This is a genomic window from Exiguobacterium sp. s152, assembly GCF_018618335.1.
Lineage (GTDB): Bacteria > Bacillota > Bacilli > Exiguobacteriales > Exiguobacteriaceae > Exiguobacterium > Exiguobacterium chiriqhucha.
Genome location: NZ_JACSLX010000013.1, coordinates 1 through 12,341, shown reverse-complemented (window position 1 = coordinate 12,341; position 12,341 = coordinate 1). Strand labels below are relative to the sequence as shown.

Here is a 12,341-nt window from a genome sequence, read left to right as displayed (position 1 = left end):
GGGAGGACGATGGAAGAGTTGAGACAGATCCGTCTTCGATTGAAACCGGAGACGGTCGCGTATTTAGAAGAGTTCGCCGACGACAAACGCTTCGGCCACCTCGGTCAGGTCATCGACCATATCGCAGAAGAACGTAGAAAACTGGCCGACGAGAAGTGGGACATGCAGTTCCTTACCCGCTCGATCAGCACGCAGGTCTCCCGTCATATCGAGGAAATGATGAATGAACAGGTTTCAACGGAACTCGAGCGGATACGACTCGCCGCGAACCGCTCTGACCGTCATGGGCAAATCCTGACAGAGCTCCTGCAGGCACTCATGCAGACCGAGGGCATCGAGGACATCATGACGACGGACCAGTTCAAGCCGACGTTCCTCGCGACGGCGGAACGTGTCGTCCAGGAACGTATCGAGCATCAAAAACAGAAGAAGGACACTTTAACTTTTGAGAGAGGATGAATCTTATGCGACCACTTGACCGTCCCTTCACGATGGGACAACTGTTGACGCTTCAATCCGATACCGTCACGGTCCTCATCTATGGAAAACGGTACGACATCCCGGTGTCCGTTTCCGAGCACCAGCTTTTAACAACCATCGCGCAAGACGAGATCGTCTTGCTTCCCATCAATTTCGAGCGGACACGGCTGTTACTCGACATACCGGAATTATCGCCACAACTCGAACGTGAACTGAACGAATTTGCGGATAGTGATGAATCTGTCACCGCCTTGTTGAAGGAAGGAGTCTGACACAATGGCCAAGATGAAGACGAACGAAGAGCGGAAGGCCGAGCTCGAAACCTTGACGGAACAAATGGGAAAACAGATCGACAGCTACTTCGAGAGCCCGGAAAAGATTCGTGAGCATCTACAGTTCCTCGGCAAGTTCCATCAATACTCGATGCGGAACGCGGTCTTGATCGAATCCCAGTTCCCCGGCGCAGTCGCAGTCGGCTCTTATCCGTTCTGGGAGAAGCAAGGCGCACAGGTTCAAAAAGGTGAACGTGGCATCAAGGTGTTCGTCCCGAACCCGGTGACGTACGCCTTACACAAAGATGAATGGGTACCGCTCAGCAAGGCACCGAAGTCGATCAAGGACGGCGTGAAACAAGGGCGAGTCCCGTCACGCAAGATGATGTATTTCAAGATTGGTCACGTGTTCGAGTACACACAGACCGACGCGCGCGAGAAAGGAATCGAGGTCTCGGGCATCTTCAAACGGTATCACCGGGACGGCGGGCTCGAGAACGAACAAGACATCCGTGACGCCTTGACGACGCTCGCGGATGCCCGGAATGTGACACTATTGGAGGAACCGCTCGACGAAATCGGGACGGCAAAGGGCTGTTACTATCCGGAGTTGCATGCGATTGCTTTGAATCCGCGGAACACATCCATCGAGGACATCACCGTCCTGATCCATGAGCTCGCTCACTCTGAGTTACACAACCAAGAGCGGAACCTCGAACGGGACAAACCACTCACGGCACCCGAGAAGGAGTTCCAGGCCGAGATGGTCGCCTACGTCGTCTCGCATCAACTCGGGTTCCCGACGGACGACTTCTCGCTCTCCTATCTGGCCGGTTGGACGAAAGACAAGGAACTTTTAGACAAGGAACAATTGTTGCAGGAGGTCCACCAGACATCCGCAACTTTCCTCGACCATATCGAGTCACACTTAGAAAAAGTACACACCTTACAACAGGAGAAAGAACAGAGCCCTCTTGATTACCTTGAACAGCTGGAGCGGCGAATGGGATGGAAAGACGCTGACCTCAGTCTTTATGAACGGGTGCATGCCGTACAAAGTGTGTTCCCCGAGGAGGTGGAGCCCTATCTGAACTCAAAAGCGGCCCTCGAGACGAACCTGAAGATGGATCGCGTCGATGAGCCGCTCATGTATATTCATGGTATGGGTCTCGGGTTTCAGCAGTTCGGCATCGCCAATAATCATGACTTCAGTGAAGATCAGCTTGTGGCTTATACAATCGCATTACCGAATCAACCATTGGTCAGTGGTCACTTCGTCCCGGAAAGTGCCGTACATCCTTTACACCATCTTGAAAAAACCAATCGTTTGGAGAGACCGGTCCTGAAATCGCTTGAAAATCACTGGCATGACGTGTTGTTAGATGAAGAACAAAAGTCCCTTTCAAGAATTTCATTGTTTAACATCGAAAGACTCTGGTGACATTCGTGGGTATGATGATTTAAAAATTCATACCCTTTTCAATTTCAGAGCGCTGCCATTGCTTTTACCTCATACATTTTGTGTAAGCATATGAGCAGCTGTTTCACGCATATCTTGTAGGTCAGATATCTCTGCGAATTCAGCTACAGTTATTGCGCTGGTTGTTAACAACTCAATTATATGCTCATCCATTCTTGGCCATGTTCTTCCGCCTGCATTGTCGTAAGCATCGAGTAACTTTGTCAAACCATCCTTACCAAACAGTAATAGATGTGATAGAAAATCCACAGATGTGTCCGCAATACTAATTTCTGTCCAATCTATCAAACCAGAGACCTCAAAATTCTTATTTATTAATATGTGGCCAGGGTGTAAATCCCCGTGGCTTACACCTACATGCGATGGCCATAGCGAATCATTCGCCAACCATTCTTGCCAACGCTCCCATAGCTCTGAATTCACATGATACTTCTGTCTCACCTTCTCCATCCGTATCTTCATTGAACTGTTTAAATCTCTAGCATATAGAGTTTTGATACCGATTTCTTTGAAGTGTCGATGTGGTAATGTGTGTAGTTCTGCCAACACTTTACCTAATGACTGATAGTAAGATTGTGGTGTATTCTCTTTGTCAAAACTCCAGATGTAATCTTGTTGCTCTACATCAATTGTTGCAACCGGAACACCATCTAATTGCTTATACGCAATTAGTTCATCATCAAAAATTGACCAATTTGGAACTTGAAAACTCACATGTTCTTCCATAATTTCTAGTGCCCCCTTTTCTTTCAAGGCGCTCCTCATCGAATCTAATCTTCGAGGAATTCTTAGTATCCACTTGCTACCAAGCGTATCTTTTGCATAAGCAACTTGAAAATCAACACCCGATTCATTTACCACAATGCTATTCTCTAACACATCTAATCCTTTATTTTTTGCAAGCCGTTTAAATTCGTTCATGATTTGTTCCTCCAATTTTTATGTTGTGCGATAAGCAAGTGAAATGTATGCATTTTTAATACTTTTTCATTTCAATCTTTTCTAATTAGACTTAACTAAATGAAGTCATAAAAAAATCACAGACAAAATGGTGTCTGTGATCAAGAGTAAATGAGCTACAACCAAGAAGCGTCCATTATCAAAAATAAAAGGACACGACAAAAAGAGTTGTAAATCTGCTATGTTTGTAAGTGTGTGGTTTCTTCGTCAAAGATTGATAAAAATGTGCAGACTACTCCCATTTACTCTGTTTTATGAAAACAGAGCCTTTGAACATATTCAATTAGCCATTGTTCAAAGTGTGGTGGCGTAATCTCCCGGCGTGCATCATTCTTAACAATCCTCCTAGTGAATATTATGCTGTTGACTTTATATCAGTTTTTATTCAATGTCAATCGAGCTTTATATTTAGATAAAAATTATTTGCCGATTTGTCTTTATTAAAAAATACTGATTTGTAAGTTTTAAAAATACAATCATGAATAATTGATACTCGTTTTTAATCTTCCCAAAGCTCATCCATCAACTCATCGATATCACTCGATAATCGTTTGCGTTCCTTGGCGTCCACTTCAACTTTCCCATCTTCATAAAACCAAAGCACGTCACCAGGTTGAACCGTGTCTGGAAGTCGTGACTTTGGAATATCCTCCATCACTTCTCCGAATTCGACGACAGCCAAGTCCCCTTCAAATCGATCGATGATACCTCTTCGTCGCTTCATCTTGATTTCTTTACGGCATAACTTGAACCGTTCCCTGTAATGATGATCGTGCCATTCTTATCTGTGCGAAGCGTGTTCGTTTTTTGACGCTTCAAGTTCGTCACCACTTCGGAAGTCGGATGGCCGTAGCTGTTCTTCCCGACACTGATGATAGCATGCTTCGGTTTGACCGTGTTCAGGAACGTACTGCTTGTCGACGTCTTGGCACCGTGATGTCCCACCTTTAAGACATCTGCACGGAGCGTCTGCTTCTTCGCCATCATGTCCTTCTCAGAAACGTGTTCCGCGTCTCCCGTGAACAAGAACGTGTTCTTCTTGTACGTTACATGAAGGACTGCACTCCAGTTGTTCAAGTCACTGTTCGAGTAGGATTTGACCGGACCCACAAACTTCGCACTGACGCCTTTGATCGGTAGCTTCACGCCGGCCTGTGCCGTTTTGATGGTCTTCCCTTCCCGTTTGACGGCTTGCAGAAAATCTTTGTAAGCCTGGGTCGTGTGCTTCACTTTCGGCGCGTAGACGTTCTCGACACGATAGGCATCTAGGATTTCGTCTAATCCACCAATATGATCCGCATCCGGATGCGTCGAGATCAATACCTCGATATCGTCAACTTTTTGCTTTTTGAGGTAGGCGACGATGGCATCGCCCTTTCCTTTGTTACCCCCGTCGATGATGACGTCCTCACCGCTCGGCATCTTGATGTAGATGGCGTCTCCCTGTCCGACATCGATGTAATGGACTTTAATGCTCGTAGCGGCTGATGCTTCCCCGTATGGTGACACCAATAGCGCTCCACTAAATAGAACGGCACTCCCAATCTTGATCAATTTATTCATCTTCTATCACTCCACTTTAAAATTATTGTAAAATTATCCAACACACCTTTATTATAATCCGCTATTTGTTAAATAGCTTCTAATTCCTGCGGTTGACCACATACATAAATAGGTAAGGTGTGATGATAGGAGGAGTGAGAGAAATGGATTTACGAAAACCAATCGCAATAAACAAGACGTATAAACCGGTCCTGATTTTTAAAGACGGGGTAGAAGTAAAGGAGTGTGTCTCCATTCAGGAAGCTGCACACTATCTGAAGGGATACACGTTATGTACCGCCATGCCGTATCGCCACATTATGAATGGCATTATCCTTGATGAGACCTGGATCCATGAGGGAAGCAGCTATCGGTTCACCACTGATCCTGATGTGAAAAAGGCAAAGCTGGCAGAGATGGAGGCTCAGAACAAAGTCCGTTTTTAAGGAAGGACAGAATTACGAAATCGAACAAGTCTCATGTGCGGCACCTTACATACGCTGTACACGACTTCGTCACTGTTTGTTAAAACCCTACGAGGTACACTTGAACTAAAAAGGGGTTCTCCTCATGCGACTTCAAGAATGGATCCAGCAATATCACGGTACAGAGTTACTGCGCTTTGATCACCTCTGCGAGTACTTAGATGCGACACCGTTTGAAATCAAACACCACCTTGATGGAATCAGTCCTGAGATAACCGGCGTACTGAAGTCAGAAGAGGGTATTGGTGACGACGCGTTCATCACGAAGCTGGAACATCATTTGCTGAATCGATTCAACAAACGAAGAAAAAAAGTGAAAGTCACGATTGAGGTCGAACTGCCATTACCGGAAGAAGCCTACAACTTTTGTCAGCGCGAACGATTTAGAATGATCGAACGCGTCACTCAACATATGGACGAACAAAACGTGAAGGATTGGCGCATCGTAAACATGCGGAGGATATAATTGAACATAGATCGTATTGACTCATCTACATATATACATGCTATAAGGAGAACAAAATGAAATTTACCTACTTAGCCTTGCCTTTGGCCATCCTGCTGATGGCCGGTTGTACCAGTGAAAACACCCCTTCTACAAATGAGAAAGCAGAGGAGCCTGCTACTCAGACAGAAGAAGTCGTCGATACGACTGAAACGAGCACAGACGACTCAAATACAGAGACGACTTCCGGAGAGCCTGCAGAAGCCGAAGAAACGGTCACAAATTCGGATAACAATCTGTTCTCCGGCTATAAACTGATTGACGTTGATGGTGGGGACGTATCCGGCTATCGTGAAGCGAATGTCATCGTCGATATCGGATATGGGGATCGTGAGTATTGGGCGTTCACGAACGAACATGGTCAATTGATTCGTGTCATCGCCGATCAGATCATCTTGCAGGATGATGATTCGGAGGATGTGACCTCAGATGGCCGCTACTACCATGACGAGGCGAAGGTGCCGGGTGTCGAACACAGTGATCTCGACGAGGGTCATGTCATCGCCGACTCGCTCGGGGGCGTCTCGAACGCCTACAACATCACACCACAGGATAGCACGCTCAACCGCTACGGGGACCAGGCTTATATGGAGGATGTGATCCGTAAGGCAGGTGGCGCGACCGACTTCGAGGCGATCATCACCTATCCGGATACGAAAACTCATATTCCGTCACACTATGAGTACACCTATACGGTCAAAGGAAATGTCGTTACCGATTCCTTCGACAACGTGAACCCGGATGAGGTGAACGAAGCGCTCGGCCTCACAGAAAGTGAACCGGATCCCGCAGCTACACCTGAAGCCACAGGTGAGGTCTCGAGCGTAGATACGAATGGAAACGGTCAGGTGACGATCCAGGAAGCGAAAGACGCCGGTTTCACAATGCCGATTATGAGCGACCATTGGCTCTACCCCTATATGCGTGATAACGATAATGACGGAATGGTAGGGGAATAAAAATAGAATCATTTTAATACAAGGAAAATTGCAAATAGGAAGGCAGCATTTTTTTCAAGTGCTGCCTTCCTATTTTTTCAGCTATTTTGTTGAATCAGACGATGACTAAGGACTGTTTCGACAAGTACCACCGTCTCAAATGTTGCACAATAGTCAACTTCCTCGAAGTCTGTATGCTCGTCACGGTAACCGATGGATAGATTCACAGACGGAATACCGAATTCCGCAAATACTTTTGCATCACTTGATCCCCCGTTGCGCGTCGCCTTCCAGTCGTTCATTCCGACCAATCGCCCCGCTCTTTCGAACAGTTCTCCATAAGACGCTTCACAAAAATCGAACATGCCTCGACATCCGGTGACAATGTCGCGTGTGCCCCGACGGTCCAACACGATGGTTGCATCCACGTCATGGATAAATTCTTGATCGATGCCACGCGCACCACATAACCCTGTCTCTTTATAATGGACCCAAGATTTCAGACACGAAAAAGGAGATGTTAAGGTAGGTATATGAAACGAAAAAGATATACACCCGAATTCAAAACTCAAGTTGTGTTGGAAATCTTGAAGGAAGAAAAAACAATGAGCCAGATTGCTTCCGAACATGGCATCCATGTGAACCAGCTGCATAAGTGGAAAACACATTTCCTGTCAGAGATGCCACAAGTGTTCAAGAAACAGAACAAGGACCAAGAGAAGATGAGAGCCGACTATGAAGAGAAACTGGAAAATCTCTATGCAGAAGTCGGAAAGTTAACCACGCAGCTGTCGTGGATCAAAAAAAAATCTGGCATCTACCACGATTAGACAGGAACGGGTAGAGATGATGGAATGGGGAAACAGTAAACTTCCTGTTTCCCAACAGGCCGATCTGCTTGGGCTCAATCGTTCCAGCCTTTATTACAGGCCGGTTGCCCCTTCGCCTGAAGAGGTTGCCATCAAGCATAGGATTGATGAGATCTACACCAAATATCCGTTCTACGGGTCACGCAGGATTGCCGAAGTATTGAAAAATGAAGAGGTGAATATCAACCGCAAGAGGGTCCAGCGTCACATGCGCGAGATGGGCATACAGGCTCTCTATCCAGGCCCCAATCTGAGTAAACGCAACCTGCAGCATCGCATTTATCCATACCTACTGAAAGGGGTGAACATTACCCGTCCCAACCAGGCTTGGGGCATTGATATCACGTATATCCGCCTGCAGGATAGCTGGATGTATTTGGCAGCCATCATCGATTGGCACTCCCGGTATATCATCAGCTGGGAACTGGACCAGACACTGGAAATAGGTTTTGTCCTGGATGCCGTCCGGCGGGCTTTCACGATCGGGCAGCCGGACATCTTCAACAGTGACCAGGGTAGCCACTTCACCAGTTCCAAATATATCCACCTCCTGAAGGAACAGCCTGCCGTCCAAATCAGCATGGACAGCAAGGGTCGGGCACTGGATAACATCATGATCGAACGTTTCTGGCGGAGCCTCAAGTACGAAGAGGTCTATCTGAAGGACTACGGGACACCAAGAGAAGCGAGACAGAACATCCGTGACTACATGGAATTCTATAACTGGGAACGTCCCCACCAGTCATTGGGTTATAGGACACCGGCATCCATCTATTTTCAGTAGGTTACTGTCCTTGCCATCTCGGAGCAATTATCTTTCCCATCCCAGGACCTGTCAAGGGAAAATACGCCCTTGACAGAACCTGGCATAGGAAAGGCTGGGTCTGCAAGATGGGACAAGGACAAGAAGAATGACTGTTTTCACCTTATTATTATAAAATTAGTGTTTTGACAATGGGATCCACTTTAGAACGCTTTATCAAAGTCAGGAAATTCAACTGTTCTTTCTGAAATGTGACGTTTGAAAGTCTGACGACCTCTTTTCTCATGATGACTGTTAGGTTTTCTTTTCCCTTTCATCGGAAGTGAGTGAACAGGAAGAATATCTTCTCTGAACATTCTGTACAGAATTTTAACAGAACAGCTGATAGATTCTTCATTTCTGCCTATGATGGTGTCAGGTGTCCAGCCGTCGGCTATCCTTTTTTGAATATAACTGATCTGATGCTTAGGAAGGACGATTCTACGTCTTCTGCAAAGAGATTTTCTTTTCTTATCGTTCTGATAGAATTCCAGTACAGATATACCTGCTTTGAGTGCATTAATTACATTATAGACGATCTCTCTTTAACGCTTAATTCTCCGGCAGATCTCACTGACCGAAATTTTCTGGTGGTAATATAATTCTATGGACGCAAGTTCATCCGTGGTAAGGTGTGTATAGGCCATTTGTGCTAACTCCTTAATGTTTTCTTTGGTCGGAAATACATATTAAGTTTAGCACAGAAGGCTTTTTTAGTTGTCTAGCTTAATTTTACAATCTGCGTACATTTAAATTTTTTAAAGCACACCGTAGGTGGCTAACTTGATTATAGAATTTCCCTAAATTTTTTAATAGAATATAATCGGAAATTCAGCTAAAAATTTGGAACTTTAAAATTGATACTTATAAACTTATTTCTCGTTAAAAAGGTAAAAAATATAAATATATTTAATTATGGAGAGGAAGTTTGGGATGAAAAATATCATCATCAAAGGTGCACGACAAAATAATTTAAAAAATGTTTCGTTAAGTCTTCCAAAGCATCAATTGACCGTTTTTACAGGAAAATCAGGATCTGGAAAATCTTCATTAGTATTTAGTACGATTGCAGCTGAATCTGAGCGTCTACTCAATGAAACTTATTCTACATATATACAGAATCAATTAACTCATTATGAGAAACCTGATGTAGATTCCATTCAAAATCTTCCTGTTTCAATGGTCATTGGTCAGAAAAGACTTGGTGGTAACTCGCGCTCTACAGTAGGTACAATTTCCGACATTTATTCTGCTGTTCGTCTACTATGGTCTCGTATTGGTCAACCATTTGTCGGATATTCAAATGAATTTTCATTCAATAATTCGGCAGGAATGTGTGAGAGATGCCAAGGCTTAGGATATGTCGAGGAAATTGATATCGATGAATTGCTGGATTATGACAAATCTTTAAACGAACATGGAATTAATTTTCCTACATTCGGACCAGATCACTGGCGTGGTAAAAGCTATACGCATTCGGGTCTATTTGATAATGATAAGAAGCTGAAAGAGTATTCGAAGGAAGAGATGCATCAATTACTTTATTTAGAGCCGACCAAACTGACCAATCCTCCTGAAGAATGGCCCCGTACTGCAAAATATGAAGGGGTCGTCTATCGATTCAGGCGACTGTTTATTATTAATGATGGCTATGAAAAAAGCAGGTGGCCGGATGAATATGAGCGTGTTGTAACGACAATGGTTTGTCCTAACTGTCACGGAAAACGTTTAAATCAACGTATTTTAAGCTGCAAAATTAACGGTGCAGATATTGCTGATTTTACAAATCAAAGTATCGTAGAAAATATCCTGTTTTTAGACTATCTTACTGATAAAACAGCTGCATATATTGTAAAGCCGCTTAAACAGCAACTTCAATCTCTAGTTGATATTGGACTTGGTTATTTGACACTTGGTCGAGAAACACCTACATTATCAGGTGGTGAATCTCAGCGTATTAAGCTTATTCGTCATTTAAGTAGCCCACTGACCGATCTCGTATACATTATCGATGAACCGAGTGTTGGACTGCATCCTGAAGATATTGAAAATATCAATCGCATAATTATGTCTATTCGGGATAAAGGAAATACAGTTATTGTGGTTGAACACGATCCTGATATTATTAAGATTGCAGATCACATTGTTGACGTAGGACCAGGTGCCGGTAAAAATGGGGGTAGAATTACATTTGAAGGAACATACGATCAACTTCTCGACTCCCACACTGCGACTGGACAAGAACTCAAAGAAAAACATCAACTAAAAGTTCCAAGGTCATCTCAAGAAATGATTCATATCGGTCCAGTTACAAAAAATAACGTCAAAAATGTTGAAGTGTATCTCCCTAAAAATGCTATTTCTGTTATTACAGGGGTTGCTGGTTCTGGTAAGAGTACGCTCATAAAAACTGGGTTTAAACAGATTAAAAATGTTATATTCATCGATCAAAAAGCTATTAATGTTTCAAATCGTTCAAATATATTAACTTATACCAATACATTTGATGAATTACGAGCATTTTTCAGTAAGGAGACAGGGCTAAAGAAAAGTATGTTCAGCTATAATTCTGAAGGTGCTTGTCCAAACTGTAAAGGAAAAGGAATTCTTAAAACAGAACTTGCGTTTATGCCTGATTTTTCACAAGTTTGTGAAGTATGTCATGGAACACGTTATAGACAGGAAGTTCTAGATGCTAAAGTAGATGGTTACTCTATTGCAGATGTCTTACAATTAACGGTGGAAGAAGGAATAAATTACTTCAATACACATCATAAAATTCTGGAGATATTAAAATCCCTCGCTGCCACTGGTCTAGGCTATATGACACTTGGACAATCATTGGACACACTTTCAGGTGGAGAAATTCAACGTGTAAAGCTCAGTGAGTATTTAATCAATCAAGTGACTGACCACATCTTTATTTTTGATGAACCAACAACAGGGTTACATGAAAGGGATATCCATGTGCTGATCGAATTATTTAATCAATTAGTGGATGAAGGTAATACCGTCGTTCTAATCGAGCATAACTTGTCAATGATGACAGAATCAGACTGGTTAATTGATATGGGACCAGCTGCTGGTCAACAAGGAGGAAGATTATTATACAGTGGTTACCCAGAAGGTGTCCTTAGCATACAAGATAGCGTAACTGGGAAACATTTATCTAATTACATTCAAAAATAAGAGGAGTGTATTTAGTGGTGAAAAAAGTAAGATATTTTTAGTGATGGTAAAGTAAAAGCAAGTATATGTAATAAGAAGATATACTAAGCTGATACTTCATTTGGGCAATATGAGCCCCTATCCTTAATAAAGATAGTGAATTAATAGGTATTCACATAGCTGATAAATCTTTCGATAATTAAGAAGTAAAATTAAATAAATAGTTTGTTGAATATTTAATCTTGTGTAAAGGTAATAATATATGTATAAAGGTTTTATCATTTAAAATTAGGGGTATTAATAATGTGTTATACAGATATTATATAATAAAGGAGTAATGTGTATGAAGGCTGTAACATTTCAAGGTAAAAAGAAAATGAAAGTAAAAAAAGTTGCAGATCCAAAGATTATTGAACCAACTGACGCAATTATTAAGATTACTGCTTCAGGTATTTGTGGATCAGATTTACATTTATATCATCAAGGCGATATGTTTATGGATAAAGATTTTGTTATCGGACATGAACCAATGGGGATTGTTGAAGAAGTTGGTAAAGAAGTTAAGAATCTAAAAAAAGGTGATCGTGTCGTTATTCCTTTTAATATTGGTTGTGGCGATTGTTTTTACTGTAATAACCAAATGGAATCACAATGTGATCAATCTAATGAAGAACCTGCAAACTGGAAGATGGATAACGGTGCGTTATTTGGATTTGGAAAAATGCATGGGAATTTTTGGGGTGGTCAAGCTGAATATTTAAGAGTTCCATATGCTGATTTTTCTTCTTTTGTTGTGCCAGATAGTGATTTAAAAGATGAACAAGTATTATTTTTATCTGA

At 42.9% G+C, this 12,341-nt stretch carries 14 protein-coding genes and 1 pseudogene; 9 read left to right on the top strand and 6 right to left on the bottom strand.

Annotated features, from left to right (window positions below; genetic code table 11):
• The first annotated feature begins 9 nt into the window (after nucleotides 1–9).
• From KNP72_RS14645 to KNP72_RS14635, 3 genes are read left to right on the top strand one after another with little or no spacing between them, the layout of a single operon-like run.
• Nucleotides 10–459 carry a hypothetical protein gene (locus tag KNP72_RS14645; RefSeq protein WP_131472591.1) on the top strand — a complete coding sequence of 150 codons (450 nt, stop codon included), beginning with the start codon at nucleotides 10–12 and terminating at the stop codon, nucleotides 457–459.
• Between the two features lie 5 nt (nucleotides 460–464).
• Nucleotides 465–752: a hypothetical protein gene (locus tag KNP72_RS14640; protein ID WP_131472589.1), complete on the top strand. Its 288-nt coding sequence runs from the start codon at nucleotides 465–467 to the stop codon at nucleotides 750–752.
• Nucleotides 753–756: 4 nt separating this feature from the next.
• Nucleotides 757–2,193, top strand: coding sequence for an ImmA/IrrE family metallo-endopeptidase (locus KNP72_RS14635; protein ID WP_131472587.1), 1,437 nt, complete (start codon nucleotides 757–759; stop codon nucleotides 2,191–2,193).
• Between the two features lie 69 nt (nucleotides 2,194–2,262).
• Here the strand turns inward: KNP72_RS14635 and mphN are convergent, their stop codons facing one another.
• From mphN to KNP72_RS14620, 3 genes are all read right to left on the bottom strand, one after another.
• Entirely contained in the window at nucleotides 2,263–3,153 is an 891-nt protein-coding gene (gene mphN / locus KNP72_RS14630) for a macrolide 2'-phosphotransferase MphN (protein WP_131472585.1), read from the bottom strand.
• A gap of 538 nt (nucleotides 3,154–3,691) precedes the next feature.
• Nucleotides 3,692–3,916, bottom strand: coding sequence for a DUF3006 domain-containing protein (locus KNP72_RS14625; RefSeq protein ID WP_024127775.1), 225 nt, complete (start codon nucleotides 3,914–3,916; stop codon nucleotides 3,692–3,694).
• Nucleotides 3,913–4,755 carry a ComEC/Rec2 family competence protein gene (locus tag KNP72_RS14620; RefSeq protein ID WP_131472583.1) on the bottom strand — a complete coding sequence of 281 codons (843 nt, stop codon included), beginning with the start codon at nucleotides 4,753–4,755 and terminating at the stop codon, nucleotides 3,913–3,915. The genes KNP72_RS14625 and KNP72_RS14620 overlap by 4 nt, the downstream gene beginning before the upstream one ends.
• 143 nt (nucleotides 4,756–4,898) lie before the next feature.
• Here KNP72_RS14620 and KNP72_RS14615 point away from each other — a divergent pair, with 143 nt between their 5' ends.
• The 3 genes from KNP72_RS14615 to KNP72_RS14605 all read left to right on the top strand — a co-directional run bounded on the left by KNP72_RS14615 (nucleotide 4,899) and on the right by KNP72_RS14605 (nucleotide 6,683).
• Nucleotides 4,899–5,180, top strand: coding sequence for a hypothetical protein (locus tag KNP72_RS14615; RefSeq protein ID WP_029596479.1), 282 nt, complete (start codon nucleotides 4,899–4,901; stop codon nucleotides 5,178–5,180).
• 124 nt (nucleotides 5,181–5,304) lie between these two features.
• Nucleotides 5,305–5,685, top strand: coding sequence for a hypothetical protein (locus KNP72_RS14610; RefSeq protein WP_029596478.1), 381 nt, complete (start codon nucleotides 5,305–5,307; stop codon nucleotides 5,683–5,685).
• 56 nt (nucleotides 5,686–5,741) lie between these two features.
• On the top strand, nucleotides 5,742–6,683 hold the full coding sequence (locus KNP72_RS14605) for a DNA/RNA non-specific endonuclease (RefSeq protein WP_214834155.1): 942 nt from the start codon (nucleotides 5,742–5,744) through the stop codon (nucleotides 6,681–6,683).
• Between the two features lie 77 nt (nucleotides 6,684–6,760).
• Here the strand turns inward: KNP72_RS14605 and KNP72_RS15930 are convergent, their stop codons facing one another.
• The gene (locus KNP72_RS15930; protein WP_232819670.1) at nucleotides 6,761–6,964 is read right to left on the bottom strand and encodes a hypothetical protein; all 204 of its coding nucleotides are present in this window, start codon (nucleotides 6,962–6,964) and stop codon (nucleotides 6,761–6,763) included.
• Nucleotides 6,961–7,095, bottom strand: coding sequence for a hypothetical protein (locus tag KNP72_RS15985; protein ID WP_255418329.1), 135 nt, complete (start codon nucleotides 7,093–7,095; stop codon nucleotides 6,961–6,963). Before KNP72_RS15985 ends, KNP72_RS15930 begins: the two co-directional genes overlap by 4 nt.
• A gap of 100 nt (nucleotides 7,096–7,195) precedes the next feature.
• On the opposite strand from KNP72_RS15985, the gene KNP72_RS14595 reads away from it, so the two are divergent.
• A protein-coding gene (locus KNP72_RS14595; RefSeq protein WP_131472581.1) for an IS3 family transposase occupies nucleotides 7,196–8,315 on the top strand; the annotation gives its coding sequence in 2 pieces (ribosomal slippage) (nucleotides 7,196–7,464 and nucleotides 7,463–8,315; 1,122 coding nt in all).
• Between the two features lie 185 nt (nucleotides 8,316–8,500).
• On the opposite strand, the pseudogene KNP72_RS16110 reads toward KNP72_RS14595, so the two are convergent.
• Nucleotides 8,501–8,980: pseudogene (locus tag KNP72_RS16110) on the bottom strand (IS30 family transposase); the annotation flags it as partial.
• A 286-nt stretch (nucleotides 8,981–9,266) separates the two neighbouring features.
• On the opposite strand from KNP72_RS16110, the gene KNP72_RS14590 reads away from it, so the two are divergent.
• Nucleotides 9,267–11,522 carry an ATP-binding cassette domain-containing protein gene (locus KNP72_RS14590; RefSeq protein WP_131472579.1) on the top strand — a complete coding sequence of 752 codons (2,256 nt, stop codon included), beginning with the start codon at nucleotides 9,267–9,269 and terminating at the stop codon, nucleotides 11,520–11,522.
• 322 nt (nucleotides 11,523–11,844) lie between these two features.
• A partial coding sequence (locus KNP72_RS14585) for an alcohol dehydrogenase catalytic domain-containing protein (RefSeq protein ID WP_214834152.1) occupies nucleotides 11,845–12,341 on the top strand: 497 nt, incomplete at its 3' end.

What these genes read in the sequence shown, in the direction of transcription:
- mphN (WP_131472585.1), bottom strand. Translation starts at nt 3,153, where the DNA reads ATGAACGAATTTAAACGGCTTGCAAAAAATAAAGGATTAGATGTGTTA.
- KNP72_RS14625 (WP_024127775.1), bottom strand. Translation starts at nt 3,916, where the DNA reads ATGAAGCGACGAAGAGGTATCATCGATCGATTTGAAGGGGACTTGGCT.
- KNP72_RS14620 (WP_131472583.1), bottom strand. Translation starts at nt 4,755, where the DNA reads ATGAATAAATTGATCAAGATTGGGAGTGCCGTTCTATTTAGTGGAGCG.
- KNP72_RS14610 (WP_029596478.1), top strand. Translation starts at nt 5,305, where the DNA reads ATGCGACTTCAAGAATGGATCCAGCAATATCACGGTACAGAGTTACTG.
- KNP72_RS14590 (WP_131472579.1), top strand. Translation starts at nt 9,267, where the DNA reads ATGAAAAATATCATCATCAAAGGTGCACGACAAAATAATTTAAAAAAT.
- KNP72_RS14605 (WP_214834155.1), top strand. Translation starts at nt 5,742, where the DNA reads ATGAAATTTACCTACTTAGCCTTGCCTTTGGCCATCCTGCTGATGGCC.
- KNP72_RS15985 (WP_255418329.1), bottom strand. Translation starts at nt 7,095, where the DNA reads ATGACGTGGATGCAACCATCGTGTTGGACCGTCGGGGCACACGCGACA.
- KNP72_RS14640 (WP_131472589.1), top strand. Translation starts at nt 465, where the DNA reads ATGCGACCACTTGACCGTCCCTTCACGATGGGACAACTGTTGACGCTT.
- KNP72_RS14615 (WP_029596479.1), top strand. Translation starts at nt 4,899, where the DNA reads ATGGATTTACGAAAACCAATCGCAATAAACAAGACGTATAAACCGGTC.
- KNP72_RS14635 (WP_131472587.1), top strand. Translation starts at nt 757, where the DNA reads ATGGCCAAGATGAAGACGAACGAAGAGCGGAAGGCCGAGCTCGAAACC.
- KNP72_RS14645 (WP_131472591.1), top strand. Translation starts at nt 10, where the DNA reads ATGGAAGAGTTGAGACAGATCCGTCTTCGATTGAAACCGGAGACGGTC.
- KNP72_RS15930 (WP_232819670.1), bottom strand. Translation starts at nt 6,964, where the DNA reads ATGAACGACTGGAAGGCGACGCGCAACGGGGGATCAAGTGATGCAAAA.